This is a genomic window from Streptacidiphilus pinicola, from assembly GCF_003258295.1.
In the GTDB taxonomy this organism is placed as follows: domain Bacteria; phylum Actinomycetota; class Actinomycetes; order Streptomycetales; family Streptomycetaceae; genus Streptacidiphilus; species Streptacidiphilus pinicola.
The window spans coordinates 12,300-38,951 of the sequence record NZ_QKYN01000062.1 but is presented as its reverse complement, the minus strand read 5'-3'; the positions used below and the strand labels follow the sequence as shown (position 1 = coordinate 38,951).

Genomic DNA, 26,652 nt, shown 5'->3' with positions numbered 1-26,652 from the left:
CATGAATCTCATCGTGTTTCGGTGGTCATAGCGTGAGGGAAACGCCCGGTTACATTCCGAACCCGGAAGCTAAGCCTTACAGCGCCGATGGTACTGCAGGGGGGACCCTGTGGGAGAGTAGGACGCCGCCGAACAACTTTTGAAGAAGAGCCCCCTGACCACCGGTCAGGGGGCTCTTCTGCGTTCCAGGAACAACACCGGGAACAACAAGAGGGAGGGGCTGGAGGACGTTCTCACGTCCTCCAGCCCCTCCCTGCGTTGTCAGACGAGATCCGTGGGAGGAGCAGCGCCAGCGAAGGGGATGCCGGCCTCCTCGGCGAGCTGGATGTCGAGGCTCTCGCGACGGATGCGGCGGTCGATGTACAGCAGACCCTGTCCGAGCGTGGTCAGCGGGAGCGTCAGCAGGGTGACGAGGATGGTGATGGGGAGCAGGACGGCGATCATGACGAGCTCGGCGACCAGCAGGTCCCGCGTGTAGGTCGGGCTGCTCGGGTCGGTCGGGATCGTGCTGCCGCCGAAGCCGATCGCGCCGGCGTAGAAGACGCTGATGACCTGGTTCACGCCGTACTGGATCAGCGAGCCGATGAGGCCGATGAGCAGCGTGACGCCGAGCGAGCGCCACCAGGCGCCCTCGTTGAGCCGCCAGGCGCGCTTGATCGCCTCGATCGGGCTCTTGCCCTCCAGCACGACGGTGGCGCTGAGCGGCACCAGGCGGATCTGGGCGTACATGCCCCAGACACCCGAGGCCAGGACGATCAGAAAGGCCAACAGACCGATGAGACCCGCGCTGTCCGTCGCGAAGGCCAGCAGCAGGAGAATCGCGATGCCGACGACCATGGGGGCCAGGCAGATCAGCTGCATGAGCAGGGTCGCACCGACCAGGCGCCAGAAGTGCGGCTTGATCTCGGTGGCGCTCTGGCGGAAGCGGATGCGCCGGCCGACGACCGCGTGGCGCAGCGTGGCGACGCTGCTGAGGCTCGCGCTGATGTAGACGGCCTCGTAGGCCAGCATGATCAGCAGGAGGAGGCCGCCGAAGGCGAAAGCGGTGTTGGTGATCTCGGAGTTGCTCGGCTTCCAGCCGTCGATGTGCGCGTTGTTCTGGGCGTCGACCCAGAAGGAGTGCATCGGCGTCCACTCGGCCGCGCCGAAGACGGCGAGGACGGCCAGGAAGCCGCCGCCGATGATCAGCGGGGGGCCGTAGACCGCGAGGAAGTTGTAGCGGATGGTCGTGAAGATCGCGTTGACGATCTCACCGACACTGAGTGGCCGCAGTGGTATGACGCCAGGCTTCGGGGCCATCGGGATGTGGCCCCACGGGCTGGGTCCGAGGGGGCCGTTCGGGCCCCATGGGCCGCCGGGCGGTGGCCCGTACGGCGGTGGTCCGCCCGGTTGGCCCGGCGGAGTGGGTGGCTGCCACCAGCCCCCGTTGCTGCTCATCTCTCTTGCGGTCCTTCGTCGTCGTGGTCAGGACCACCGAGCGTACGGCAGGGGGAGGTGGCTGGGCAGGGGCCGGGTTCAGCCCCGTGCCTGGCCGATGCGGAAACGTTGCGGCATCGCCGTGTGCTGACGTCCCGCCAGCACCAGCAGTTCGTCCGGCTCCAGCCCCGCCTGGACGCTGTGCTCCGCGGCGCCCAGGGAGGCCAGGAGCGCGGCGAGCGGTGTGGGCGCGAGGGGGCCGAGGATGGCGCGGTGGTCGGCGTTTGTCCACAGGCTGTGGACAGAGCGCTCGCCCCAGCGGGCGCGGGCCTGCTCGGGGGAGCGCAGAAGCGCCACCGCGCGCAGCCCGTGAGCGCCGCCATCGGCCATGAGCTGCGGCAATGTCGGGAAAGGCGCGACCGCGGCGATGTCGTCGAGGACGAGCAGGGGCGTCGGATCGCCTGCCTGCCGGGGCGTCTGCGCGGTCGTCTGCCAGGCGCGCTGGACCACGTCGTCCACAAGTGCGGACAGCAGCGGCATGGCGCTGTGGACAGCGGGGGCGGAACCGCCCGCCGGTTCGCGCAGGCGGCCGTCGCCGGAGCGGCCGAGGAGGTAGAGGCTGCCCGCGGCGCCGTCCTGCACCAGTGCTGCCGGGTCGAGGGCGGTCGCCGGGGACTCGGGAGTGCAGGCGGCCAGCACGTGCAACTCGGCGGATGCGGCGAGCGCGGCGCGGACCCGCCTGAACGCGGCGTCCAGCGGTGCGGCGGACTGGAGCAGGGCGGACTGGAGCTGACCGGCCCAGGCCTCCTCCCCGGCCGCGACGTCCACGGCCGTCGCGGCGGACTGGAGCAGCGCGACGGCCTCCTGACGTCCGGACGCGGAACCGCCGCCGGACCGGCCGATGCCGGCCGAGCCGCCGCCTGCCCAGCGGGCGACATGGCGGAAGGGACGGCCATCCAGGGCGGCCGCGCGCAGCCAGCAGCGCAGGAGCGTCTCGGCCAGCGTGCGGACGGCCAGCTCTTCCGCGTCGGCGACGGGTCGGACGGTGGGCAGCAGCAGGGCGCGGGCCCGGGCGGTGGCGACGGTCGGTTCCGCGCAGCCGGTGTGCGGGGCCCAGCGGGCTCGCGGCGCCTCGGGATCCTCGTCGGTGAGCTGCTGCGGGTCGAAGCGCACGGCGCGACGGTGGGGCGGGCGGGTCTCCCACAGCTCCGGATCCGCGGTGACGACGACGAGCGGGCCGCCCCCCGCCTCGGCGACGACGGCGCTCATCAGCGCGTGCCGGGCCGTGGCTCCGGCCTCGGGCGCGAACACGCACATCGTGCCGGTGGCGGGCAGCGCGAACCGCAGCTCCGTCGGACTGTCGGACGTGCCGGCCGCCTCGGCACGCGCGGACCACCCGGCCGCCGTCGAGCCACCGGGCCGTGGCAGGGCCACGCCTGACGCCGCGAGAGCGCCGGCACCGCCCTCGGCGCCCCCGGCGCCCTCAGCGTCCGGACCGGCGGGTTCGGCGGGTTCGACGGGCGGTGCGGCGTGGGTGTCGGGGAACCAGATGTCCGGGTCGGCGACGGAGGGCATGCCGAGACGCTGCGCTGCCGGGCGGCCCAGGGCCGGCGACCCGTCGTCGGCCCACTGCGTGCCCGCGTCCGTGGCACCGCCGGCGGGCAGCCAGGCCATCCCGGCGGCGTCGGGACCGCCACCGGGGACGCTCGGGTGCGGGATGGTCGGGGAGGCGGGACCGGCCGGTACGTCCTGGGCCGTGCTGTGGTGCGCGGACGTCTCCCAGGGCCCGCGCCGCTGGCCGGGCGGGCCGGTGGCCGCATCCACCCCGGCCGGGGCCGCCGCCCGCGCCTCGTGGGCGGCGCGACGCTTCGCACGTGCGGTGGCGGCGGACAGGAGCAGGAACAGGACCAGGGCAAACAGCGCGAAGAAGGTGAGCCAGAACGCCGCCGCCGACGGCAGGGCGTGGGCCGGCGTGCCGGGCCAGGCACCCGCGAGGTCGTTGGGCGCGGTGGCCAGGTGACGGATCGCCCCCGCCGTCGAGAGGAAGGGCAGCGGGTGCGGGAAGCCGCCGTGGCTGACGAGCGCGCCGAGCTCGGTCGCGGTCCAGAACAGCGCGGTGGTGCCGAGCAGCAGGGCGAGCACCCCGATGATCAGGCCGTCGGGGATGCCCCGCTCCGGGCGGCGCGGCGGCTGCCCCACCGGTCCGGACGGCCCCGCGGGCCCTCGCGCATCCGGCTGCTGCCAGGGTTGCGACGGTGGGGACTGCCGCCCCACCTGCCCCGGCCGCACCTGACGCGGCGGTCGCGCCGGACGGCCCGAAGGGCTCGAAGGGCTGGAAGGGCCCGAACTGCTCGGACGCGGCTCGCGCGAGCGCCACAGCGGGCGGGAGCGCCAGACCGGGCCCGGATGTCCCGGCAGGGCGGGTGAGGGGTACGAGGACATCAGGCCGCCGGGTCGTCCGCGAGTTGCTGGGAGGCGCGCGTGCGCTCGGCGATGGCCTCCTCCGTCATGGCGCGGTCGGTGAAGACGAGCGGCCGCTCCTGCTCGGTGATGATGTGCTTCACCACCTGCACGTTTCCGTTCACGTCCCAGACGGCGATGCCCGGCGACAGCGTCGGGATGATCTCGACGGCCCAGCGTGGCAGGCCCAGCACCCGCCCGGTCGCGCGTGCCTCGTCGGCCTTCTGCATGTAGATGGTCCTGGTGGAGGCCATCTTCAGGATGGCGGAAGCCTCCTTGGCCGCAGCGCCATCGACCACGTCGGAGAGGTGGTGGACGACCGCGACGAAGGAGAGGCCGAGCCGGCGGCCGAACTTCAGCAGCCGCTGGAACAGCTGTGCGACGAACGGTGAGTTGATGATGTGCCAGGCCTCCTCGACCAGGAAGATGCGCTTCCTCCGGTCGGGGCGGATCCAGGTGTGCTCCAGCCAGACGCCGACGATCGCCATCAGGATCGGCATGGCGATCGAGTTGCGGTCGATGTGCGAGAGGTCGAAGACGATCAGCGGCGCGTCGAGGTCGATGCCGTTGGTGGTCGGCCCGTCGAACATGCCGCGCAGGTCACCGTCGACGAGGCGGTCCAGCACCAGGGCGACGTCGAGGCCCCAGGTCTGGATGTCCTCCAGCGAGACGCCGAGCGCGTCGATCGAGTCGGTGTTGGGGGAGCGCAGCGAGTCGATGATGTCGCCGAGGACGGGCTGGCGCTCCGTCACCGTCGCGATGACGTGCGCGTGGGCGGCCTTGAGCGCGAAGCCGGCGCGCTCCTCCAAGGCGCGGCCCATCGCGACCTCGATGATGGTGCGCAGCAGCGCCAGCTGGCCGGTCTGGGTGATGGCCGGGTCGAGCGGGTTGAGCTTGACGCCGCCCTCGAGCGCGGCCATCGGGTCGAGCCGGATGGGCGTTATTCCGAGCGCCCGCGCGATCAGGTTCCACTCGCCGACGCCGTCCTCGCCCTGGGCGTCGAGCACGACGACCTGCCGGTCGCGGAAGCGCAGCTGCCGCAGCACGTAGGTCTTCTCCAGCGCGGACTTGCCGTTGCCGGACTCGCCCAGCACCAGCCAGTGCGGGGCGGGCAGCTGCTGGCCGTAGAGCTGGAACGGGTCGTAGACGTAGCCCTTGCCGCTGTAGACCTCGCGGCCGATGATGACGCCCGAGTCGCCCAGGCCCGGCGCCGCCGTCGGCAGGTAGACGGCCTGGGCCTGGCCGGTGGAGGTGCGCACCGGGAGCCGGGTCGTCTCGATCTTGCCGAAGAGAAAGCTGGTGAACCCCTCGGTCAAGCCTCCGAGCGGTGGTGCCATGGCCGGCCTCCTGTGGTTCGGGCGATCTGGCGGGGGTCAGCGGCGGATGCCGGTGGCGAAGGGGAGGGTGTTGACGAAGGCGCGGTGGTGTTCCCGGTCGCACCATTCCAGCTTGAGATAGCTCTTGCCGGCAGAGGCGCGAATGGTGCGCTTGTCGCGCGCCAGCGCTTCGGGGGAGCGCGAACTGACGGTGATGTAGCCGACCAGGTTCACCCCGGCCGCGCCGGAGGCGAGGTCCTCGCCGCGCTGGTCGACGCGGCCGCTGTGGGCGAGGTCGCGCGGGTCGACGGTGCGGTTCATCTTGGCGGCGCGGCTGGCCTCGGCGTCGTCGTTGGTCTTCTCCGTCAGCATCCGCTCGATGGCGACGTCGGTGGGCTCGAGGTCCATGGTGACGGCGACGGTACGGATCACGTCGGGGGTGTGCACCAGCAGTGGTGCGAGGAAGTTGACGCCGACCGGCGTCAGCGGCCACTCCTTGACCCAGGCGGTCGCGTGGCACCAGGGCTCGCGGGTGACCGACTCGCGAGTCTTGGCCTGCAGGTAGTTGGGGTTGGTCGCGTCCAGCTCGGCGGGCCAGGCGTTGCGTCGGGACATGGCCTGGATGTGGTCGATCTGGTGGTCCGGGTCGTACATGGAGTGCAGCAGCGAGGCGAGGCGGGCCTGGCCGAGCGGCTGGCGGACCCGGATGTCGGCCTCGGCGAGGCGGGCGCAGATGTCGGTGAGCTCGCGGGCCATGACGGCGGCCAGGCCCTCGTCGCCGCGGGCGCGGCCGTGCGCGGTGCGGCCCATGGCCTGCGCCTCGGCGGCGAGCTCCCGGGTGTAGTGCATGCAGGCGACCAGGTAGGCGCGGTGCTGCTCGGAGGAGGTGGAGACCATCGCCTGCAGCTGGTCGTAGGAGTCCTTGAGCCACTCCGGCGAATCCTCGTCGCCGCGGCGGGCGACGTCCTTGGCGTGCGCGTCCGGGTCGGCGGGGAGGGTGCGGGCCAGCATCTGCAGGCGCGTCACGAAGCCGTCGCCGTTGGCGACGTGGCGCAGCAGCGTGCCGAACCGTTCCACCAGGGCTTCCTGGTCCTCGCTGTCCCGCAGGCCGACGCCGGGGCCCTCGATCTCGATGGCGGCGGTGACGGTGCGGCGGTCGAGGTGGAGCAGGACGGCGACCTCGTCGGGGCCGAAGGGCGCGGCGAGCCAGCGGATCCGGCCGATGCCGGGCGGGGGGCCGACCTCGACCTCGTCGCCGGAGAGCCGGGTGCCGGCCTCCATCGCGGAGGAGCGGTAGCCGCCGGCGGGGGAGCGGGCGATCCGCTTGTAGCTGCGGTTGATCTCCGCCCACTTGTAGAACGTCCGCTTGCGGTAGGGCAGGTAGACGACGGCGAAACCGATGAGCGGGAACCCGATCAGGCCGAGCAGCCGGATGGGGAGGATCGGGACCAGGATCCCCCACATCATGCCGAGGAAGGCGCAGAAGATGATCAGGAAGACCTCGCCGCCCTCGCGGTTCCGCCCGATCACCGCGTTCGGCTTGGCCTTGCCGATGAGGTAGGTGCGCCGGTACTGCCCGACGGGTGGGGTGGTCACGGCTGGCTTCCGCCTCCCTTGGCGAACGTGCTGGCGGTACGGGTGCTACGGGACGCGTCCGGGCTGCCGCCCTGCGCCGGCGGTGCGGCGGCGGGCGCGGCGGGTGCGGTCCGGGTGGAGTGCGCGGCGATGCCCGCGGCTGCGCCGCTGCCGTTGCCGCCGCCCGCTCCGCTTCCGCCGGAGCTCTCGCCGTCGCGGCTGGCGTGGGTGCTGATGCCCTGCTTCATGAAGTTCGCGGGCCCGTTGACGACGGCGCGCCCGGCGCTGACCGCTTGGGCGCGGGCGCGGCGCATGGCGACCATGTCGTCGCCGAAGCCGGGCACGAAGCGGTAGATCACGGAGCTGGCGAAGATGGACAGCACCAGGATCGCCACGCCCGAGGTCACGGTCGCGAACGCGTCGTTCGCTCCCGCGGACGAGGCGACGGCCCCGGCGAGGCCGAGCACTATCACGATGACGGGCTTGATCAGGATCACCGAGACCATCAGCCCGGCCCAGCGGCGCACGTGCTTCCACAGCTGCTTGTCGACCATGCCGGCGTACACGACCGTCCCGAGCAGCGCCCCGACGTAGAGCATCGCCGCTCGCACGAACATCTCCAGCCAGACGACTGCGGCGGCGACGATGGCGATCAGGCTCACCAGCACGAGAATGATCGGCCCGCCGCCGATCTTCCCCGAGGTGAGCGTGTCGGCGAAGGTCCCGAGGTAGGTGGCCGTGTCCGTCTTCGTCCCGGCGGCGATGCCCTCGGTGATGCCGTCGGTGGCACTGACGACGGTGTACAGGATCAGCGGCGTGAAGGCACTGGCCAGCACGGTCAACCACAGGAGCCCGACGGCCTCCCCGAACGCGGTGGGCAACGGCACGCCCCGCGCGGCGCGCTTGATGACGGCGAGCAGCCACAGCAGCAGCGTCAGGAAGGTCGCGGCGGCGAAGACGATCGCGTACTGCTTCAGGAACGCGGAGTTGGTGAAGTCGACGTTGGTGGTGCCGTCGATCCCGTCGGAGAGCTTGCGGACGATCCAGGCGGCGGCTTTTGCACAGCTGTCGGCCAGCGACTGCACGGGGTCGAGGGACGGGGGAATCGGCGAGGTGGTGCTGTTCTTTCCCTGCTCGCACATCTGCTTCGCGAGACCGAAGAGCCCATTGCACGAGCCCGTCGCAGAGGGACTTGCTGACGGAGACGTGGCAGGACCGGGCGCAGCAACCGCCGCCCCCGCGAGGAGGAGTACTTGCAAGCCTGCGATGGCGGTCGAGACCGGGAGAACCCTCCGGAGGTCAACGGGCATAGCGGAACCCTCCGAACTGGTTGACGGCGTTCTCCATATCGCCGTAGCTGGACGCGGTCTGGGCGCCGCTGATGGGAGTCGGCCCGTCCACCTGCGAGAAGTCGGCGACCTTCCAGTCGCCGCCGGACCAGTTGAGCTTGAGGGTCAGCGTGTACCAGTACTCGGTGATCGGCCGCTTGGAGCCCTGTCCTGCCAAGCCGCCAACGGAGGTGTTCCACACCTCGATCGTCGCCGCATCAGCAGTGAAGCTGTCCGTCTTCGTGCCGACCGGAACAGTCCGGGACACGAAGGTAAGCCCGGCAGGTGCCTTGCCGTTCGTCAGGCCCAACTGGTTGGCCTCGGCGTCGTAGGACGCGTCGAAGCGGTTGTTCAGCTGGGTGATCGCCGCAGGGTCGGCGACGGTCGACACGATCGCGTGGCGCGGCTGGGTCGCGTACATGTCGCTGGAGCCCAGGGCGACCGAGTAGTTGGCCGCAGCGCTCTGCGCGCCTTCGGGGGTGTGGGGGTAGTGGACCCCGATGCCGTTGGAGGTGGTGGTGACCGGGTCGGTGCCCGTCGGGGTGGTGGGCGCAGTGGACGCGGGGGGGCCGGCGTCGTTGGATTTGGGGCCGGTCGACGCGGCCGGCGTGCCGCTGGTGCGGTTGATGACCGCGACCGCGACGACGAGGAGGAAGACGACGACGAACACCCCGCCCAGCAGCCGCAGCCTGCGAAAGCCAGGGGCCTGCGGCCCCACAGGCTGCTCGCCCGCCGGGAGGCGGGTACGCGTGTGCGGCTGGTCGTCGGAGACGGACACGGCAGCCCCCTTGGGACGAGGGTGGGCGGGCAGGCGGGCAAGCAGGCGCGCGCCCCGGAGGGGCGTGCGTCAACTCTGTCACCCGGACGGTGGCCCGTGGGCGGGGATTCACCGAACCGGACTAGTCATTTCGGGCTAGACAGGACGCAGACGACGAATCAGATCGTTCATCAGATCGCCATCCCATACACAATGGTGAAGAGCGTCCCCAGCGAACCGATGATGAACACGCCGGTCAGTCCGGCGATGATCAGCCCTTTGCCCTGTTCCGCGCTGAACGTGTCACGCAGCGCCGTGGCGCCGATCCGCTGCTTGGCCGCGCCCCAGATCGCGATCGCCAGACAGCCGAGGATGGCCACCGCCATCACGACCTCCACCATCGTCCGGGCCTGGTTGCCCAGGTTGGCGAACGGGCCCCAGTTGGGCGCGATGCCGCCGATGATGGTGTTGATGTCACCCTTGCCAGCACTGAGATACACAGCAACCACCCACCTGATCATCATTCAAAGCCCGACACCCGGCCGTGGCGAAGGGCCCAGTCCTATTCTTGGCCAGATCCGATGTCGACTTGGCCACTTCTAAGAGGTTCCCTGCCGAGGCCCTCGTCACAACTGCCACGATGGGCCCGATCCCGTGTTTGACGTCGCTCGATCGACCCTACCGTCTACCGTCTGTGTCGCCGGTGATTGTCTTACGCAACGCTCATACCGACACTGATGGGTGACATCCCGTAACCCCGCGAAGGAGGAGGCCCCGAATGGCGGTTCGGCGCAGGACCGCGCTGCTCGGCGGCGGGGTCGCGGTCGGGCTGATGGGGCTGTTCGGATCCTTCGTGATGGCCGTGATGATCACGGCGGGGAACCTCAACCAGGCGGCCGCGCAGGGCGCGGTCTCGCTGGCGCCTGGGACGGTGCCCGCGGCGTACACGAGCCTGATCGAGCAGTGGGGGACGCTCTGCCCGGAACTGACGCCGCCTCTGCTGGCGGCCCAGCTGTACCAGGAGAGCGGCTTCTCGCCGGGCGCGGTCAGCCCGGTCGGCGCGCAGGGGATAGCGCAGTTCATGCCGGGCACGTGGAAGATCTACGGGATCGACCCCACCCACACCCACACGCCCAGCGTGTGGGACCCGGCCGACGCGATCCCCTCCGCCGCCTCCTACGACTGCCAGCTGGCCAAGGACACCGCGAGCGTGCCGGGTGACCACACCGCGAACATGCTGGCCGCGTACAACGCCGGCCCGTACGCGGTGATCAGCGCGGGTGGGGTGCCGAACATCGCGGAGACGCAGCACTACGTCGAGAACATCAAGAAGCTGGCGCAGTCCTTCACCGCCGCGACGACCGTGGCGTTCTCCTCGCAGGCGGCGGGCGCGATCTACTACGCGCAGAGCAAGCTCGGCACCCCCTATCTGTGGGGTGGCGAGGGCCTGGCCTCCCAGGGCTACCGCTTCGACTGCAGCGGCCTCACCCAGGCCGCGTACGCCAGTGTCGGGATCAAGCTTCCGCGCGTCGCCGCGGACCAGTGGTACGCCGGACCGCACCCGAGCCGGGATCAGCTGCAGCCCGGCGACCTGGTCTTCTTCTCGCACGACCCGCACGATCCTTCGCAGATCCACCACGTCGGGATCTACGTCGGCGGCGGCTACATGATCAACGCCCCGCACACGGGCGCGGTGATCCGCTACGACTCGATCGACTCCGAGGGCGACTACTTCGGCGCGACCCGGGTCACCACGGACGGCGCTGCCGCGCTGCCGGCGGTCCAGTCCAACGGCACCATCGCGAACGGACACTGACGCCGACCACCAGAGACTGCCACCAGGGACTGATGGTGTTCCCGTGTCGGTTGTGTGCCTGGCGTGAGCGAAGCACAACTTTCCGATAACTTCCTGGGTGATCGGAACGCTTTGGGGCATTCGCTCCGTTGTGCCCGCTGTCAGGCGAGCACACTTGACCTTGGTGCAACGACGCAACGGGGGTTGCTCTATAGCTGTGGGCTGACGAGGCGCGGAGGTGTACGGGGTGGTCACGCTGCTGGCGGACGGCGGTGGAGGCCTCGACTGGTCGGTGGTGTCGGCGGTCAACGGCCTGGCGACGAGCCTCCCGCACGCCGTGGACACCGCGCTGGCCTTCCTGGGCGAGTACGGCGTTCCCCTCGGATCCGTGCTGCTGCTTCTCGCCGCGTGGGCCCGTGCCCGCCGTGAGAAGAGCGCGCCGGTCGCCGTCGCGGGGGTGCTCTGGGCGGGCCTCGCGGCCGGACTGGCCCTGCTGCTCAACGTGCCGGTGCGGGCGATGGTGGAACGCCCCCGGCCCTTCGTCGCCCACCCGGGCCAGCTCGACCTGTTGATGAGCCATCAGGCGAACGGGTCCTTCGCCAGCGACCACGCGACCTTCACCATGGCGCTGGCCGTCGGGCTGATGCTGGTCAACCGGCGTCTCGGGCTGGTCGGGATCGCGCTCGCCTTCTTCGAGGGCTTCCTGCGGGTCTTCATGGGCGTGCACTACCCGACCGACGTCCTCGGCGGGTACGCGCTCGGTACCGCCACGGTGCTGCTGCTCGCCCCGGTGGCGATGGCGGTGCTCACCCCGTTCACCCACGCGCTGACCCGCACGGCCCTCGCCCCGGCGGTCAGCGCCCCGCGTTCCCGCGGCACCCGCGGCCGCACGCCGGGGGCGCCGCTGCAGCCGGAGACGCCCGAGGAGCCGTCGCAGGACCTGGCCGCCTGAGCTCCGCCCATATGAGCGTGGCGGTCCGGCGGTCCGTCAGCCCAAGGGGATGCCCTGCGGGAAGCGGAACAGGCCCTTCGGGTCGTAGCTGCGCTTCACGCTGCGCAGGCGGGCGGCGTTGACGCCGTAGTAGGCCTGCTCCCAGCCGCGCAGCTGGGGGTCGATGTAGTTCTGGTAGGCCTCGCCGCTCGCGTAGGGGCGCATCGCGTCCCACGTGCCGTTGATCCAGGACCAGCTGTGGTTCGCCGCCGTGCCGCCGGTGACGCCGGCCGGGTAGTCCGCGGTGTACTGCGCGAGGAAGAGCCCGCTGCGGTGGACGAACGCGGTGTCCCGCGCGCCGACGCGGTTGATCGCACCGCCGAGGGCGTCGAAGGCGACGGCCGCGCGGCCGCCCTTGGGGGCGTAGCTGCGGTAGCGGGCGACCGCGGCGACGACCGCCGCCGCGCCCGCGCCGGTCAGCGGCTGGGTGAAGACGTCGGAGCGCGCCCCGTAGGAGGAGCGGACCACGGTCCCCGCGGGGCTGTGGCCGGGCAGGACGCCGTGCACGTGGGAGGCCCCGGCGGACTGGCCCGCGACGCCGCCCATGACCTGCATCGTCGTCAGGTACGAGGCGCTGTGCAGCGAGACGCTCGACGGGCGCACGGCCAGCCGGTCGATCAGGTTGGCCAGTTCGGTGCGGGAGCCGCCGAGCAGGTTGACGGTCGACTCGACCTTCAGGCTGCCGTCCCAGGACGCGCTGATGTGCAGGTTGGCCCAGAGGTTGTCCGGCGCGGTGGGCGCCCACCGCTGCCAGGCCTCGATCGCCGCGGCGGCGCGGGACCAGGGCCAGGACAGGAAGCCGTAGGCGCAGTCGTCGGCCGGGTGGGTGCGGAAGTCGAGACGGGTGACCACGCCGAAGTTGCCGCCGCCGGCGCCGCGCAGCGCCCAGAAGAGGTCGGCGTCCTGGCGGGCGCTGACCTCGCGGATCTGCCCGTCCGCGGTGACGATCTCCGCGCCGACGAGGTTGTCGCAGGTCAGGCCGTTGGCCCGGCCCGTCACGCCGACGCCGCCGCCGAGGGTGAGGCCGCTGACGCCGACACTCGGGCAGGAGCCGGCCGGGATGGTCCGGCCGGACGCGGCCAGTCCGGTGTAGACGTCGATCAGCCGCGCGCCCGCGCCGATGCTTGCGGTGCCGCCACTGCCGCCCTGCACGGAGTTGAGCCGGCCCACGTCGATGACCAGGCCGTTGTTGACGCTGGACCAGCCGGCGTAGCTGTGCCCGCCGTTACGCGGCACGATCGGGACGCCGGTGCTGCGGGCGAAGGCCAGGCAGGCGGCGACGTCCTTCGCGTCGGCGACGTAGGCGACGGCGGCGGGTCTGACGGAGTCGAAGCGCGGCTGGAACAGCTCGGCGGCCTCGCCGAAGTCGGCCTGGCCGGGACGGATCAGCTTGCCGGAGAGCCGGTGTGCCAGCGCGGACCAGTCCGGGGTGCTGCTGGCGACGGTCTGGCCGGTGCTCGACGAGGCGCCGGCGCCCCCGCGACTGCTGGGGGTGGCCGCGGCGGCGGACCGGGTCTTCGCCCCGCAGGCGGACAGCCCCACCCCGGCGGCGAGCGCGCCGCCCGTGAGCAGCAGGTTCCGTCGCGTGGTTCCCTGGTCGCCCATGCTGATCCTTCTACCGCCCGAATTGATGGTTACGCGGGAGTAGACGTGCGTTCCCCCGACAGGGTTGCAGATGTCTCGGTGGCTGGACGACCCGCCCCCGTCGGACGGACCCCGGAGACCTCGGACGGACTACGGACGGACCTCAGGTCGCCGACGCGGTGTGGTGTTCCTCGGCGTCGCGTCGGGCCCGGTCGCGGGAGCGGCGAGCGGGGGAGTGCCAGCCGCAGCTGCAGTGCGCCACGGCGAACGCGCCCTTCTCGGTCACGGACGTGATGTGCTCCGGCGTTCCATCGTGCCGCTGATGGGGGATCGCCGGACGCGCGTCGTGGGTCACGGATCCACGGTAACCCGGAAGGCTGAGAGTTCCGTTGGGCCGGACGGCCGTAACCACGCACCGGACAGCTCGTTGGGCACTGCGCGCACGCCACGCCGCGCACGCCGTGCCCAGGAGGACCCGTATGTCTCGCCCGTACCGCCGCGCCGCTCTCCACGCCGCAGCCACCGCCACCTCGGTCGCCGCCGTGCTCGGCATGGCCGCCTGCTCCTCGTCGGGGCAGACCACCGCGAGCAACGACGCCCAGACCGTCAAGGTGAACCCGGCGGACGACCACCTCGCCGCCGATCCGCTGTCGGCCGTGCGCGCCGCCGCCGACATCACCGGCCACAACGGCTCGATCCAGGACGTCACCACCCTGCACACCGTCGCCGGCAAGAAGCAGATGACCCTGCACGGCGCGGGTGTGTACGAGTACTCCTCGCACCTGGGGCGGCTCGAGGTCACCGTCCCCGCCGGAGGCTCGACGCCCGCGGGCAAGCTGGTCGAGGTCGTCAGCCCCGGTCTGGTCTACCTGCAGAACAGCGGCGCCAAGGTGCCCGCGGGCAAGTGGGTCAAGCTGCAGGTGCAGCAGCTCGGCGACGGCAACCTGGTGAGCAGCGGCGCGACCGATCCGGCCGGCGCGGCGGAGGCGCTGCGCGGCGCGCAGACCGCGCAGCTCGTCGATTCGGCCACCGTGGGCGGCGTGGTGCTCAAGCACTACAAGGGCACCCTCGATCTGGCCGACGCGGCCAAGGCCACCGGCGGTCCCTCCAGCGAGGGGCTGGCGCTCGCCTCGCGCACCTTCACCGTCAAGAAGGTGCCCTACGACGTGTGGCTGGACGAGCACGGTCGCATCAACAAGGTCGTCGAGGTCTTCACCTTCTCCAACGTCCCCGGTTCGACGGCGGCCAAGGACCAGGTCGTGGTCACCTCCACCAGCGTCTTCTCCGGCTTCGGCACCCCGGTGCAGGTCTCGCTGCCCTCCGACGCGGACGTGGTCGGTCCGAGCGCGGCCGCCGGCAACAAGTAGCGGTCTCCCCCGCAAAATGGCCCAGACGTGCCATGCACGCCCGGCGCGTGGTGCCTACTCTGTAAGGAGTTGACTGCCCGTCGGCGGTGAGGTGAGGAGGTGGCACGCGTGGCTGCGGACGACCTTGTCGCCCTGGCGGAGATCGAGATGTACAGCGATCTGATCATCGCGGCCGCCGCGACCCCCGGCGAACGGCTCACCGAGGAGCGGATCGACACCATTCTGCGCGTCGAGCGGGACCCGAAGATGCCGCGGGTCCCGCAGCAGCGCGTCAGCGACGAGGACCCGCCGCCGACCCTGGGAGTCTGACCAGGCTCAGGAACGCAGCAGGCGGGAGATCGCGGCGGTGGCCTCGGCCACCTTCTCCTCGGCCTCGGCGCCGCCCTTCTCCATCGCGTCGGCGACGCAGTGCCGCAGGTGCTCCTCCAGCAGGCTCAGCGCGAAGGACTGCAGCGCCTTCGTGCTGGCCGAGACCTGGGTGAGGATGTCGATGCAGTAGGTGTCGTTCTCGACCATCCGCTGCAGGCCGCGGATCTGGCCCTCGATCCGGCGCAGCCGCTTGACGTGGTCGTCCTTGCGTGCGCTGTACCCGTGCGGTCCGCTGTGCGCTGAGTCGTGCGTCTCGGTGGGCTGGGTCTCGTCGGCGGCCAGGGCCTCCAGGGCGTCCATGCCCCCATGGTAGGTGGCCGGGGCTCGATCCGGTCACGGGTGGATATCGAATATCAGCGTGGTCGGCACTTGCAGGTGACCGATGTGCCAGTGCGTGCGCAAGGATGATTTCCGTTGCTCCGACGTGGGCGTTGCACCCCGGTGTGCGCAAAGCGCGGACGCAGCGCCTAGCATCGCTACGTCCGCCCCTGTTCTTCGGAGACTTTTGTGCGTATTCGTCTGACCCCTCGGGAGACGAGCTTCTATGACTTGTTCGCCTCCTCGGCGAGCAACCTCGTCACTGGCTCGAAGCTCCTGCTGGAACTGCTCGGCGCAGACGTCGCCGCGCGGGCGGAGATCGCCGACCGGATGCGCGCCGCCGAGCACGCGGGCGACGAGTTCACCCATGCGATCTTTCACCAGCTGAACTCGTCCTTCATCACGCCGTTCGACCGGGAGGACATCTACGCGCTGGCCTCCTCGCTCGACGACATCATGGACTTCATGGAGGAGGCCGTCGACCTGACGGTCCTCTACGAGGTGGAGTCCCTGCCGAAGGGCGTCGAGCAGCAGATCGAGGTGCTGGCCCGCGCCGCGGAGCTGACTGCGGCGGCGATGCCGAACCTGCGGACGATGGACAACCTGACCGAGTACTGGATCGAGGTCAACCGGCTGGAGAACCAGGCCGACCAGATCCACCGCAAGCTGCTCGCGCGGCTGTTCAGCGGCGAGTACGAGGCCATCGAGGTGCTGAAGCTGAAGCAGATCGTCGACGTCCTCGAAGAGGCCGCCGACGCGTTCGAGCATGTGGCGAACACGGTGGAGACCATCGCCGTCAAGGAGTCCTGAACCGCCAGTGGACACTTTCGGACTGGTCCTGGTCGTCGCTGTCGCCTTCGGCTTCGCGTACACCAACGGCTTCCACGACTCCGCGAACGCGATCGCGACCTCCGTCTCGACCCGGGCGCTGACCCCCAAGGCCGCGCTGTTGATGGCGGCCGTGATGAACCTGCTCGGCGCGTTCCTCGGTGAGGGCGTCGCGCAGACCGTGAGCAAGGGCATCATCGCCACCCCCAGCGGCGGCCACGGGATGGTCATCCTCTGGTCTGCGCTGGTCGGCGCGATCGCCTGGAACCTGGTCACCTGGTACTTCGGCCTCCCGTCCTCCTCCACGCACGCGCTGTTCGGCGGCATGGTGGGTGCGGCGCTGGCCGGCGGCACGACGGTCTACTGGAACGGCCTGCTGGACAAGGTCATCATCCCGATGCTGACCTCGCCGGTGGCCGGCCTGGTCCTGGGCTTCTGCCTGATGCTGGCCGTCATGTGGATCTTCCGTCACGCCAACCCGCACCGCGCCAAGCGCGGCTTCCGGATGGCCCAGACGGTCTCCGCGGCGGCGATGGCCCTCGGACACGGCCTGCAGGACACGCAGAAGACCATGGGCATCGTGGTGATGGCGCTGACCATCTCCGGTCACTACTCCGGCCACGACATCCCGGTCTGGGTCAAGATCTCCACGGCCATTGTGATGGCGCTCGGCACCTGGGCGGGCGGCTGGCGCATCATGCGGACGCTGGGGCGCCGCATCATCGAACTGGACCCGCCGCAGGGCTTCGCGTCCGAGTCCGTCTCGGCGCTGGTGCTCTACGTGACGTCCTACGCCTACAAGGTCCCGGTCTCCACGACCCACGTCATCACCTCGGCCATCATGGGCGTCGGCGCGACGAAGCGCATCCGCGCCGTCCGCTGGGGCGTCGCCAAGGACATCGTCCTCGGCTGGTTCATCACCCTCCCCGCGGCCGGGGTGGTCGCCGCCCTCGTCTTCTGGCTCAGCTGGGCGATCGTCGGCTAGTTCTCCGCGCCCCCTGGTGTGGTGCCACCTGAGGTCTGTGCGAAAGCGAAGGGTCCGACGCTCCCGAGAGGAGCGTCGGACCCTTCGTTCGTTGGCCTCCGCGGCGGCACCGCCTAGTAGCGCCGCGGAGGGGTTCTGGGGAGGCTCAGCCGAAGCGGCCGGAGATGTAGTCCTCGGTGGCCTGGACCGACGGGTTGGAGAAGATCTTCTCGGTCGAGTCGATCTCGATCAGGCGACCCGGCTGGCCGACGCCGGACAGGTTGAAGAACGCCGTCCGGTCGCTGACACGCGCGGCCTGCTGCATGTTGTGGGTCACGATGACGATCGTGAACTGCTCCTTGAGCTGGCCGATCAGGTCCTCGATCGCGAGGGTGGAGATCGGGTCCAGCGCCGAGCAGGGCTCGTCCATCAGCAGCACCTGGGGCTCGACCGCGATCGCGCGGGCGATGCAGAGACGCTGCTGCTGACCGCCGGAGAGGCCGGCACCCGGCTTGTCCAGGCGGTCCTTGACCTCGTTCCACAGGTTCGCCCCGCGCAGCGAGCGCTCGACGGCCTCGTCGATGAGCTTCTTGTTGCGGACGCCGTTCAGCTTGAGGCCGGCGGCGACGTTCTCCTTGATGGACATGGTCGGGAACGGGTTCGGCCGCTGGAAGACCATGCCGACGGTGCGGCGCACCGCGACCGGGTCGATGTTCGCGCCGTAGAGGTTCTCGTCGTCGAGGAGCACCTTGCCCTCGACGCGGGCGCCGGGGATCACCTCGTGCATGCGGTTCAGGGTCCGCAGGAAGGTGGACTTGCCACACCCGGAGGGGCCGATGAAGGCCGTCACCGAGCGGGGCTCGACGACCATGGAGATGTCCTCCACGGCCCGGAAGCCGCCGTAGTACGCGTTGAGTCCGCTGACGTCGATGCGCTTGGCCATGATGTTCTTTCGCTTTCCTTCAAAGTCTTCTGGATACCGGGATGCGCACGTCAGCGCGTGGCGCCCTTGGGGGCCTTCCAGCGGGCGAGTCCGCGGGCGACCAGGTTGAGGATCATGACCACCGCGATCAGGACCAACGCGCCACCCCAGGCCCGGGCCTGGGACTGGTCCGTCCCCTTGCCGTATTCGGTCCACACGTACAGCGGGAGCGAGGACTGCGGGTTGCTGAAGGGGTTCATGTTGATCGTGTCGGCGCCGAAGACCAGCATCAGGATCGGCGCGGTCTCGCCGACGATGCGGGCGATGGCCAGCATCACGCCGGTGACGATGCCGCCGAGGGCAGTCGGCAGCACGACCCGGGTGATGGTGAGCCACTTCGGCACGCCGAGGGCCAGGGAGGCCTCGCGGAGCTCGTTCGGGACGAGCTTCAGCATCTCCTCGGTGGAGCGCACGACCACCGGCAGCATCAGGATCGCCAGCGCGAGCGCTCCTGCGAAGCCGGTGAACGGCATGTTGAGGATGATGATCCAGAAGGAAAGGATGAACAGACCGGCCACGATGGACGGGACACCGGTCATCACGTCGACGAAGAAGCTGACCGCCTTGGAGAGCTTGTTGCCCCGGCCGTACTCGACCAGGTAGACGGCGGTCAGGATGCCGACCGGCGCGGCGAACAGGGACGCCAGGGCGACCTGCTCCAGGGTGCCGATCAGAGCGTGGTAGAGGCCGCCGCCGTCCTGGTTGATCGCAATTCCGTTCATGGAGTGCGTCAGGAAGTTGGCGTTGATGACGCCGATGCCCTTGCTGATGGTCATCCACAGCACGGAGATCAGCGGCAGCAGGGCCAGCAGGAAGGCGACCCAGACGAGGCTGGTGGCCAGGTAGTTCTTGGCGTGGCGGCGGCCCTCGACGACGGCCGAGGTGACGTACTGGATGACCACGAAGAGGATCGCGGCGATCAGACCCCACTGCAGCTTGCTGCTGAGGTCGAAGCCGGCGCCGATGGCGAGGCCGAGGAGCACGGCCAGGACCAGGTTGGCGGCCGGCATCCAGCGCGGCAGGCGCCGCTCCGTCAGGGAGGAGCCGAGCGGGCGGGACGAGGTGGCGAGGCTGCTCATCAGGCGTCAGCTCCCGAGTATTCCTTGCGGCGGGCGATGATCAGGCGGGCGCCGCCGTTGACGAGCAGGGTGATCACGAACAGGACCAGGCCTGCGGCGATGAGCGCGTCACGGCCGGTGCCCTGGGACTCGCCGAACTGCGAGGCGATGTTCTGCGCGATGGTCGAGCCCGCGGGGTCCAGGATGTGGAAGTTGATCACATAGGACGGCGAGAGCACCGTCGCGACGGCCATGGTCTCGCCGAGCGCGCGCCCGAGGCCGAGCATCGAGGCGGAGATGATGCCGGAGCGGCCGAAGGGGATCACCGCGGTGCGGATCATCTCCCAGCGGGTCGCGCCGAGAGCGAGCGCGGCCTCCTCGTGGGCACGGGGCACCTGGAGGAAGATCTCGCGGGTCACCGCGGTGATGATCGGCAGGATCATGATCGCCAGCACCACTCCCACCGTGAAGAGGCTGCGCGGCTGAGTGCCGGGCTCGTTCTGGTGGAAGACGTAGGTCCAGCTGAAGTACTGGTTCAGCCAGGCGTTGACGCCGATCATGTGCGGCACCAGGAACAGCGCGCCCCACAGACCGAAGACGATCGAGGGGACCGCGGCCAGCAGGTCGACGACGTAGCCGAGGGCCTGGGCGATGCGGCGCGGCGCGTAGTGCGAGATGAACAGCGCGATGCCGAGCGCGACCGGCACGGCGAGCGCCATGGCGACGACGGCGCTGATGATCGTGCCGAGCGCGATGGCCGCGATGCCGAAGGTGATCGGGTCGGTCTGGGTCTGCCACTCGGCCGTGGTCAGGAAGTTGCCGTGGTTGGCGCTGATCGCGCTGATCGCACGGACGGTGAGGAAGGCCGCGATGGCGGCCATGATCACCAGGAGCAGCACGCCGCTGCCGCTGGATGCGAACTTGAAGATCGCATCGCCGCGTCGGCCCGTCCTGCTGGAGTCCGACAACGACGAACGGCCCCGCTGCGGCGAGGAGCCGGCGAGGTTCGGGGTGGCGGTGTGGGCGCCCTGCGGGGGCTGCTGGTCGCCGGGGGGAGCGCTTGTGTCGCGTGGGGTTTCCATGAGATCTCCGGTCAGGTGACGCGGTCCCTGGTGGGGCTGCGTCTGGCGGCGGTGCACCGGACGTGAGGGAGCGTTCGAGGCTCGATGTCGTGACATGCGGGGGCGGTGCGGTCCCAGGCAGGAGGGGCCGGCGTCGGACGCCGGCCCCCCTGCCCTCGTCGTCAGGCTCGCTCCCGAAGGAGCGAGGCCTTAGGACAGGGAGTCGATCGTGGTCTTGACCTGGGCCTGCAGGCTGGCCGGCAGCGGGAAGTAGCCGAGGCTGGTGACCGAGTTCTGACCCGGGGTGCTGGAGATGTAGGTCAGGAAGGACTTCAGGGTCTTCAGGGACGTGGCGTCGTTGCCCTTGTCACAGGCGATCTCGTACGTCACCAGGACGATCGGGTACGCGCCGTCCGCCTTGGTGGTGTACGCCGACTTCAGGTCCAGCGCCAGGTCGGGGGCGGTGCCGACGACCTTGGCGTCGCCCACGGCCTTCGAGGCGGCGTCGGTGGAGACGGCGACCGGGGCGGAGGCGCCGGTGGAGATCTGCGCCGTGGTGATGCTCTGCTGCGTGGCGTAGGAGAGCTCGAAGTAGGAGATCGCGCCCTGGACCTGCTTGACCTGCGCCGCGAGGCCCGCGGAACCGGCAGCCGCCTGGCCGCCCTTGGCCTGCCACAGCTTGTTCGGCTGCTCGGTGTAGTCGGACGGGGCGGCGGCGGCCAGGTAGCCGGTGAAGTTGGCGGTGGTGCCGGAGCCGTCCGAACGGTGGAAGGTCTGGATCGGCAGGCTGGGCAGGTTGGCCGACGGGTTCAGCTTCTTGATGGCCGCGTCGTCCCACTTGGCGATCTTGCCGGTGAAGATCTGCGCCAGGGTCGGGGCGTCGAGCACCAGGTTCTGCACGCCGGGCAGGTTGTAACCGATGGCGATCGGGCCACCGATCATCGGGATGTTGATGCCCTTGCCGCCGTTCTTGCAGGCGGTGCCCTGGGTCTTGGCGACGTCGGCGGCCTTCATGGCGGCGTCGGAGCCCGCGAAGGCCACCTTGCCGGACTGGAAGGAGGTGATGCCCGCGCCGGAGCCGGTGCCCTGGTAGTTGATGGTCACGCCGGAGCAGGCGGCCTGGAAGTCCTTGACCCACTGGGTCATGGCGTTCTGCTGCGCGGTGGAGCCCGCGCCCAGCAGCTGACCCGAGGCGCCGTTGCAGGCGATGCTGGCGGCGGCGGCGGAGGAACCGCCGGCGGCCGGGCTGCTGCTGGAGTTGGTGTTGCTGTTGTTGTCGGAGCCGCACGCCGCGAGCGTCAGCGAGCTGACGACCGCAAGGGCGCCGATGGCGAGGGCCTTGGTGCGGCCGTTGCGCTGGAGCTTCACTTGGTGTCCCTTTCCTGGGACCGCCACCGCGGGGAGGAGGGTGGGTGGCGGTTCGTCATGCGAGGCAGGAGGCCGGTCGGCCCCGATGTCACCGAAGTTAGGCAGGGCAGATGAAGCGTTCGGCCTGCGCAAATGAACGGAAAGTGAACCTGTGTCGGACACCGGGATACGCAGACCGGTAGTAACGGTTTCGGCACGGCAAGGGCACGGTCAGAGCACGAGCCCGCCGTGCGTGGAGCCGCGCCGCATACGTCCCACCAGTCTCGCAGCTCGTGCGGTTCAGCGCCCGAGCAGCTCCAGCAGCGCGTCCACCAGGGCGCGGTCGTGCTCGTAGCTCAGCCGGGCGCGCACCTCGGCGACAGGAAGCCAGCGCAGCGAGTCGACCTCGCGGTTGGGCGTGAAGACCCCGGTCAGCACGGTGGCGGACCAGTAGCGCACCCGCTTGATCCGGTCCCGGACGAGATAGTGCTGGGTGGGCAGCCGACGGCCCAGCAGTACCGTCAGCCCGGTCTCCTCGCGCGCCTCGCGCAGGGCGGCCTCCCGGTGCTTCTCGCCCGGCTCCAGCTTGCCCTTCGGGAAGCTCCAGTCGTCGTACTTGGGCCGGTGCACGAGCGCCAGCTCGAGCCCGCCCGCCCCCTCGCGCCACAGGACGACGCCCGCGGCCTTGATCAGCTCCATACTGCGCGGTGCCCGGTCCTTTTTCTTTCGCTTGCCGTCGGTCTTCGCTGTGCCGTCGGTCAGGTCGATCGCGCGAGCCATGGGTCGGTGAGCCATCCGGAGCTGTGGAAGTCGGGCCAGGACACGCTGAAAGCGTGACGCGCGGCCTCCACCTCCAGACGTTGATCAGCATGCACCACGCCGAGCACGTACGCCGTCGCCGGGGTGATCCGCGGGGTGCGCGCCGCGAGCGACGCGGCCTCGGCCGCGTCGGCGGCCTCCTGCTGCCGCTCCAGCTGGCCGGCCAGCTGGGCCAGCCCCGCGAGCGGTTCCTCGGTGCGGTCGCCCAGCAGCGGGCGACACACCTCCAGCGCGTAACGGGCGTAGCGCACGGCCGCACCGGCCCGCGTCCAGGCCGCGTCCTCGTGCGCGGCTATGGCGTTGACCTCCGCCGCCGGCACCGGGACCCGGTGCAGGGCGTCGCCGTTGTACGGCTGCACCGCGCGGTGCAGCGGCAGCCGGGAGACGGTCGCCTCCAGCGCCTCGCCGGTCCGGGCGGCGTAGGAGAGCAGCTGCTCGGGCGGGTTGTTGCCGGCCGGATCGCGCAGCGGCAGATCCGAGACGAGCAGCGTCATCCGGTCCGCGAGCGAGTGGAACCGGGAGGAGCCCAGCTCCTGCAGGGCCGCGGTGTGGCTGCGGGAACGGGCCAGGGTGAGCTGGCGCTCCAGCATCGCCCGCGCCTTGGGCGCCCCAGGGTGGTGCGCCAGCAGGCCGCCGACCGGGCTGTCGGCCGGCCGGGCAGGGTCCGCGGCGGTCCGCGGCGTCGGCACGCCCGCGTCGGTGCAGGTCAGCGAGTCCACGGCGGCCAGCAGCCGGCCCAGGCGCCGGGTGTAGCCGCGCTCCTGGCCCAGGGTGACCACGAGCGCGGCCAGGTCACCGCGCATGGTCTCGGCCCACAACGGTTCGAGCAGCGCGCCGAATCCGTGCAGCGTTCCGTCGACGCGGCGAAGCGTCCCCAGGTCGACGTCGGGCAGGTTCCGCAGGAAGCGTCCCGCCTGTTCGGCGAGGTGCGCGGCCAGCAGACCCTCGGCCGAGGAGGCCCCGGCGAGGGGCGTCTCGTTCTCGGTCGTCATTCGGTCAGTCCCCGTTGCTTTGCTCGGCCCGGTCGTGCCTGGGCGTGGGTAAGGAGGTCGGAGTGGAGTCGGAGCCCCGCTCAGCTGGGACCGGCATGGCCGCCCCAGCTGTCCTCGCCGCGCCGGGAGCGGCGGCGGGAGTCGATGAGCAGTTCCTGGACGTTGCGCAGTGGTCGCCCCTCGGCGTCGTGCGCGTGCCGGGTCCACACGCCGTCCGGACCCAGGTGCCAGGACGAGGTGTCGTCGGCCATGCCGAGTTCGAGCAGTCCCTGCAGCTCGGCGCGGTGGCCCGGGTCGGTGACGTGCAGCAGCGCCTCGATCCGGCGGTCGAGGTTGCGGTGCATCATGTCGGCGCTGCCGATCCAGACCTCCGGATCCCCGCCGTTGGCGAACAGGAAGATCCGCGAGTGCTCCAGGAAGCGTCCGAGGATCGAGCGGACCCGGATGTTCTCGCTCAGCCCCGGCACGCCCGGCCGGATCGCGCAGATGCCGCGCACCCACACGTCCACCGGCACGCCCGCCATCGAGGCCCGGTACAAGGCGTCGATGACGGCCTCGTCCACGATCGAGTTGACCTTGAGCTGGATCCGCGCCGGGCGGCCGGCCCGGTGGTGCGCGATCTCGTCGTGGATCCGCTTGACCAGGCCGTTGCGCAGCGAGCGCGGCGCGACCAGCAGGCGCCGGTAGGCCTCGCGGCGCGAGTAGCCGGACAGCCGGTTGAACAGGTCCGACAGGTCCGCGCCCACCTGCGGGTCGGCGGTCAGGATGCCGATGTCCTCGTAGAGGCGGGCGGTCTTCGGGTGGTAGTTGCCGGTGCCGACGTGCGCGTAGCGGCGCAGCGTCTCGCCCTCCTGGCGGACCACCAGGGAGAGCTTGCTGTGCGTCTTCAGACCGATCAGGCCGTAGACGACGTGGCAGCCGGACTCCTCCAGCTTGCGCGCCCACTTGATGTTGGCCTGCTCGTCGAAGCGCGCCTTGATCTCGACCAGGACCAGCACCTGCTTGCCCGCCTCGGCGGCGTCGATCAGCGCGTCCACGATCGGCGAGTCGCCGGAGGTGCGGTACAGCGTCTGCTTGATCGCCAGCACCTGCGGGTCGGCCGCGGCCTGCTCCAGGAAGGCCTGCACCGAGGTGGAGAAGGAGTCGTACGGGTGGTGCAGCAGCACGTCCCGCTCGCGCACGGCGGCGAAGATGTCCGGCTGCGAGGCCGACTCCACGTCCGTGAGCCCGCGCGCCGTGCCGGCCACGAACGGCCGGTACTTCAGCTCCGGCCGATCGGCGCCCGCGATCGCGAACAGCCCGGTCAGATCCAGCGGGCCGGGCAGCGGGTACACCTCGGCGGCGGAGATGTTGAGCTCGCGCACCAGCAAGTCCAGCACGTACGGGTCGATCGACTCCTCGACCTCCAGGCGCACCGGCGGGCCGAAGCGGCGCCGCATCAGCTCCTTCTCGAGCGCCTTGAGGATGTTCTCGGTGTCGTCCTCCTCGACCTCCAGGTCCTCATTGCGGGTGACCCGGAAGGCGTGGTGGGCGAGCACCTCCATGCCCGGGAACAGGTACTCCAGGTGCGCGCCCATGACGTCCTCGAGGGGGACGTACCGGTTGGGCGAGGCCTCCAGGAACCGCGACAGCGACTGCGGCACCTTCACTCTGGCGAAGTGCTTGTGCCCGCTGACGGGGTTGCGCACGACGACGGCCAGGTTGAGCGAGAGCCCGGAGATGTACGGGAACGGGTGCGCCGGGTCGACCGCCAGCGGGGTCAGCACCGGGAAGATCTGCTGCCGGAACAGCGCGAGCAGGCGCGCCTGCTCCTTGTCGCTCAGCTCGCCCCAACGCACCAGCTCGATGCCCTCGGCGGACAGCTCCGGCAGCACGTCCTGGTGGAAGCAGGCGGCGTGCCGGGCCATCAGCTCGCGGGAGCGTGTCCATATGAGGTCGAGCACCTCGCGCGGCTGCAGACCGCTGGCGCTGCGCTGGGCGACGCCGGTCGCGATGCGACGCTTGAGGCCGGCCACGCGGACCATGAAGAACTCGTCCAGGTTGCTGGCGAAGATCGCCAGGAACTTGGCCCGCTCCAGCAGCGGGGTCTCCGGGTCCTCGGCGAGTTCGAGCACCCGCTCGTTGAAGGCGAGCCAGCTGCGCTCGCGGTCCAGGAAGCGGTTCTCCGGCAGCGCCTCGGCGTCGAATCCGTCGGGCAGGGTCATGTCCTCGGGAACGAGCACGTTGCCGGGAGCGGAGCCCGTCGGGTTCGCGGACAGGCTCGGCTTGGCGGGGAAGGGTGACGAGGCAGGCTGGGCGGTCATGGTCGGTGGCTCCTCCTGCGCGGCGTCATCCGCCCGCCGCCGCGGAGACGGGACGGATCGCATTTCGTGATCTTTGCAACGGCATTTGAACTCAAGGTAAATACAGCGTGGCCTGCAGGAAAGCTGAGGCGGTCGCCTGTGCTTCGTCTGCAGGCCTCTTGACGCCGGTGGACCCTTCCAGGGGCTCAGTCACGCACGCCGAACATCAGGTCCACCTCGTGCACCGTGAAGCCCGCCTTTTCGTATACCCGCAGAGCGGCCGGGTTATCGGCGTCGACGTAGAGCATCACGGTCGGCAGCCCGCGGTCGTCACCCAGATGGCGTAGTCCGATCGCGGTCAGCACCTTGCCCAGCCCGCTGCCCTGCTCGGTCGGGCTCACCCCGACCACGTAGACCTCGCCCAGCCCACCCTCGACCTTGGTCCAGTGGAAGCCGACGAGCTCGCCCCCGCGCTCGGCGAGGAAGAAGCCGTTCGGGTCGAACCAGCTCTCCGCTTCGCGCTCCTCGATGTCGCGCCGGGTCCACGACCCCTGCTCGGGGTGGTGGGCGAAGGCGGCGGCGTTCACCTTCAGCCACGCCTCCTCGTCCCGCCCCGGCTCGAAGGTCCGGACGGTGATCCCCTCCGGCAGCGGCGGGACGGTGGGCGCGGGCGCGGTCCTGCGCAGTTGGCGCAGTTCGCGCACCAGAACCAGGCCGAACTCCTCCGCGAGGCGCGTCGCCCCCGGGTGCCCGCCATGGGCCCACAGCCTGCGCGCACCGCTGTTCAGCGTCCGCTGCAGCAGCGCCCGCCCGTGCCCCTCCCGCCGCCGGGCGGGGTCGATCACCAGCTCCGCGCCCCACTCCGCGTCGATCTGGGCGTAGCCCAGCAGCGCCCCGCGCTCGTCCCTGCTGGTCAGGTGGTTCACATCCGCCCGCCCACTGCGCAGGGCCAGCCTCCCCTGCTCCGAAACGGCCTGCCGCCCGTCCGCCTCCGCCGCGCGCGTCAGCAGCGCGGCGATCTCCTCACGCTCCGCAGTGTCCAT

The 26,652-nt window shown here is 70.7% G+C and carries 24 protein-coding genes and 1 rRNA gene; 7 read left to right on the top strand and 18 right to left on the bottom strand.

What is annotated here, in order from left to right:
- Positions 1-17 precede the first annotated feature (17 nt).
- A 5S ribosomal RNA gene (gene rrf / locus DN069_RS16285) occupies positions 18-134 on the top strand.
- 127 nt (positions 135-261) lie between these two features.
- Here the strand turns inward: rrf and DN069_RS16280 are convergent.
- The 7 genes from DN069_RS16280 to DN069_RS16250 form a co-directional block, all read right to left on the bottom strand.
- Positions 262-1,299 (bottom strand): DUF7847 domain-containing protein, encoded by a 1,038-nt coding sequence (locus DN069_RS16280; protein WP_111501721.1) that lies wholly within the window; start codon positions 1,297-1,299, stop codon positions 262-264.
- A gap of 216 nt (positions 1,300-1,515) precedes the next feature.
- On the bottom strand, positions 1,516-3,615 hold the full coding sequence (locus tag DN069_RS16275; RefSeq protein WP_111501720.1) for a TraM recognition domain-containing protein: 2,100 nt from the start codon (positions 3,613-3,615) through the stop codon (positions 1,516-1,518).
- Between the two features lie 242 nt (positions 3,616-3,857).
- Positions 3,858-5,213, bottom strand: a complete 1,356-nt coding sequence (locus DN069_RS16270; RefSeq protein ID WP_111501719.1) for an ATP-binding protein — start codon at positions 5,211-5,213, stop codon at positions 3,858-3,860.
- 36 nt (positions 5,214-5,249) lie between these two features.
- Positions 5,250-6,788, bottom strand: a complete 1,539-nt coding sequence (locus tag DN069_RS16265; RefSeq protein ID WP_111501718.1) for an SCO6880 family protein — start codon at positions 6,786-6,788, stop codon at positions 5,250-5,252.
- Positions 6,785-8,077, bottom strand: a complete 1,293-nt coding sequence (locus tag DN069_RS16260) for a hypothetical protein (protein WP_111501717.1) — start codon at positions 8,075-8,077, stop codon at positions 6,785-6,787. The genes DN069_RS16265 and DN069_RS16260 overlap by 4 nt, the downstream gene beginning before the upstream one ends.
- On the bottom strand, positions 8,067-8,873 hold the full coding sequence (locus DN069_RS16255) for a hypothetical protein (RefSeq protein ID WP_133259941.1): 807 nt from the start codon (positions 8,871-8,873) through the stop codon (positions 8,067-8,069). The genes DN069_RS16260 and DN069_RS16255 overlap by 11 nt, the downstream gene beginning before the upstream one ends.
- A gap of 170 nt (positions 8,874-9,043) precedes the next feature.
- A complete protein-coding gene (locus DN069_RS16250) occupies positions 9,044-9,352 on the bottom strand; it encodes a hypothetical protein (protein ID WP_042373303.1) in 309 nt (102 codons plus the stop codon).
- Positions 9,353-9,630: 278 nt separating this feature from the next.
- Here DN069_RS16250 and DN069_RS16245 point away from each other — a divergent pair, with 278 nt between their 5' ends.
- Both DN069_RS16245 and DN069_RS16240 read left to right on the top strand, forming a co-directional pair.
- On the top strand, positions 9,631-10,668 hold the full coding sequence (locus DN069_RS16245) for a C40 family peptidase (protein WP_111501715.1): 1,038 nt from the start codon (positions 9,631-9,633) through the stop codon (positions 10,666-10,668).
- A 226-nt stretch (positions 10,669-10,894) separates the two neighbouring features.
- Positions 10,895-11,599 carry a phosphatase PAP2 family protein gene (locus tag DN069_RS16240; RefSeq protein ID WP_165845518.1) on the top strand — a complete coding sequence of 235 codons (705 nt, stop codon included), beginning with the start codon at positions 10,895-10,897 and terminating at the stop codon, positions 11,597-11,599.
- A gap of 36 nt (positions 11,600-11,635) precedes the next feature.
- Here DN069_RS16240 and DN069_RS16235 read toward each other — a convergent pair whose 3' ends face one another.
- The gene (locus tag DN069_RS16235) at positions 11,636-13,243 is read right to left on the bottom strand and encodes an FAD-binding oxidoreductase (RefSeq protein ID WP_111501713.1); all 1,608 of its coding nucleotides are present in this window, start codon (positions 13,241-13,243) and stop codon (positions 11,636-11,638) included.
- Between the two features lie 142 nt (positions 13,244-13,385).
- A complete protein-coding gene (locus DN069_RS16230; RefSeq protein WP_111501712.1) occupies positions 13,386-13,577 on the bottom strand; it encodes a hypothetical protein in 192 nt (63 codons plus the stop codon).
- Positions 13,578-13,701: 124 nt separating this feature from the next.
- Here DN069_RS16230 and DN069_RS16225 point away from each other — a divergent pair, with 124 nt between their 5' ends.
- Together DN069_RS16225 and DN069_RS16220 are read left to right on the top strand one after the other, a co-directional pair.
- Positions 13,702-14,589, top strand: coding sequence for an SCO4651 family lipoprotein (locus DN069_RS16225; RefSeq protein WP_111501711.1), 888 nt, complete (start codon positions 13,702-13,704; stop codon positions 14,587-14,589).
- Between the two features lie 108 nt (positions 14,590-14,697).
- Entirely contained in the window at positions 14,698-14,898 is a 201-nt protein-coding gene (locus DN069_RS16220) for a hypothetical protein (protein WP_111501710.1), read from the top strand.
- Positions 14,899-14,904: 6 nt separating this feature from the next.
- Here the strand turns inward: DN069_RS16220 and DN069_RS16215 are convergent, their stop codons facing one another.
- Positions 14,905-15,258: a metal-sensitive transcriptional regulator gene (locus DN069_RS16215; RefSeq protein ID WP_111501709.1), complete on the bottom strand. Its 354-nt coding sequence runs from the start codon at positions 15,256-15,258 to the stop codon at positions 14,905-14,907.
- Positions 15,259-15,465: 207 nt separating this feature from the next.
- On the opposite strand from DN069_RS16215, the gene DN069_RS16210 reads away from it, so the two are divergent.
- A complete protein-coding gene (locus DN069_RS16210) occupies positions 15,466-16,086 on the top strand; it encodes a DUF47 domain-containing protein (protein WP_111501708.1) in 621 nt (206 codons plus the stop codon).
- A 7-nt stretch (positions 16,087-16,093) separates the two neighbouring features.
- Positions 16,094-17,089, top strand: a complete 996-nt coding sequence (locus DN069_RS16205) for an inorganic phosphate transporter (RefSeq protein ID WP_111501707.1) — start codon at positions 16,094-16,096, stop codon at positions 17,087-17,089.
- Positions 17,090-17,234: 145 nt separating this feature from the next.
- On the opposite strand, the gene pstB is transcribed toward DN069_RS16205, so the two are convergent.
- From pstB to mshD, 8 genes are all read right to left on the bottom strand, one after another.
- On the bottom strand, positions 17,235-18,011 hold the full coding sequence (pstB, locus tag DN069_RS16200; RefSeq protein WP_111501706.1) for a phosphate ABC transporter ATP-binding protein PstB: 777 nt from the start codon (positions 18,009-18,011) through the stop codon (positions 17,235-17,237).
- Positions 18,012-18,061: 50 nt separating this feature from the next.
- The gene (gene pstA, locus DN069_RS16195; protein WP_111501705.1) at positions 18,062-19,129 is read right to left on the bottom strand and encodes a phosphate ABC transporter permease PstA; all 1,068 of its coding nucleotides are present in this window, start codon (positions 19,127-19,129) and stop codon (positions 18,062-18,064) included.
- Positions 19,129-20,190, bottom strand: a complete 1,062-nt coding sequence (gene pstC / locus DN069_RS16190; protein WP_111501704.1) for a phosphate ABC transporter permease subunit PstC — start codon at positions 20,188-20,190, stop codon at positions 19,129-19,131. The genes pstA and pstC overlap by 1 nt, the downstream gene beginning before the upstream one ends.
- Positions 20,191-20,379: 189 nt before the next feature.
- Positions 20,380-21,537, bottom strand: coding sequence for a phosphate ABC transporter substrate-binding protein PstS (gene pstS, locus DN069_RS16185; RefSeq protein WP_111501703.1), 1,158 nt, complete (start codon positions 21,535-21,537; stop codon positions 20,380-20,382).
- Positions 21,538-21,816: 279 nt separating this feature from the next.
- Complete coding sequence (locus DN069_RS16180; RefSeq protein ID WP_111501722.1) at positions 21,817-22,215, bottom strand: NUDIX hydrolase; 399 nt, start codon at positions 22,213-22,215, stop codon at positions 21,817-21,819.
- A gap of 59 nt (positions 22,216-22,274) precedes the next feature.
- On the bottom strand, positions 22,275-23,327 hold the full coding sequence (locus tag DN069_RS16175; protein WP_111501702.1) for a CHAD domain-containing protein: 1,053 nt from the start codon (positions 23,325-23,327) through the stop codon (positions 22,275-22,277).
- Between the two features lie 80 nt (positions 23,328-23,407).
- The gene (locus DN069_RS16170) at positions 23,408-25,630 is read right to left on the bottom strand and encodes an RNA degradosome polyphosphate kinase (RefSeq protein WP_243639306.1); all 2,223 of its coding nucleotides are present in this window, start codon (positions 25,628-25,630) and stop codon (positions 23,408-23,410) included.
- A 185-nt stretch (positions 25,631-25,815) separates the two neighbouring features.
- A complete protein-coding gene (gene mshD, locus DN069_RS16165; RefSeq protein WP_111501700.1) occupies positions 25,816-26,652 on the bottom strand; it encodes a mycothiol synthase in 837 nt (278 codons plus the stop codon).

Bases quoted from the DNA above. Each gene is read 5' to 3' on its own strand.
- pstA (WP_111501705.1), bottom strand. From the start codon at position 19,129: ATGAGCAGCCTCGCCACCTCGTCCCGCCCGCTCGGCTCCTCCCTGACG.
- DN069_RS16245 (WP_111501715.1), top strand. From the start codon at position 9,631: ATGGCGGTTCGGCGCAGGACCGCGCTGCTCGGCGGCGGGGTCGCGGTC.
- DN069_RS16235 (WP_111501713.1), bottom strand. From the start codon at position 13,243: ATGGGCGACCAGGGAACCACGCGACGGAACCTGCTGCTCACGGGCGGC.
- mshD (WP_111501700.1), bottom strand. From the start codon at position 26,652: ATGGACACTGCGGAGCGTGAGGAGATCGCCGCGCTGCTGACGCGCGCG.
- DN069_RS16175 (WP_111501702.1), bottom strand. From the start codon at position 23,327: ATGACGACCGAGAACGAGACGCCCCTCGCCGGGGCCTCCTCGGCCGAG.
- DN069_RS16270 (WP_111501719.1), bottom strand. From the start codon at position 5,213: ATGGCACCACCGCTCGGAGGCTTGACCGAGGGGTTCACCAGCTTTCTC.
- DN069_RS16180 (WP_111501722.1), bottom strand. From the start codon at position 22,215: ATGGAGCTGATCAAGGCCGCGGGCGTCGTCCTGTGGCGCGAGGGGGCG.
- DN069_RS16170 (WP_243639306.1), bottom strand. From the start codon at position 25,630: ATGACCGCCCAGCCTGCCTCGTCACCCTTCCCCGCCAAGCCGAGCCTG.
- pstB (WP_111501706.1), bottom strand. From the start codon at position 18,011: ATGGCCAAGCGCATCGACGTCAGCGGACTCAACGCGTACTACGGCGGC.
- DN069_RS16280 (WP_111501721.1), bottom strand. From the start codon at position 1,299: ATGGCCCCGAAGCCTGGCGTCATACCACTGCGGCCACTCAGTGTCGGT.
- DN069_RS16225 (WP_111501711.1), top strand. From the start codon at position 13,702: ATGTCTCGCCCGTACCGCCGCGCCGCTCTCCACGCCGCAGCCACCGCC.
- DN069_RS16215 (WP_111501709.1), bottom strand. From the start codon at position 15,258: ATGGACGCCCTGGAGGCCCTGGCCGCCGACGAGACCCAGCCCACCGAG.
- pstC (WP_111501704.1), bottom strand. From the start codon at position 20,190: ATGGAAACCCCACGCGACACAAGCGCTCCCCCCGGCGACCAGCAGCCC.
- DN069_RS16260 (WP_111501717.1), bottom strand. From the start codon at position 8,077: ATGCCCGTTGACCTCCGGAGGGTTCTCCCGGTCTCGACCGCCATCGCA.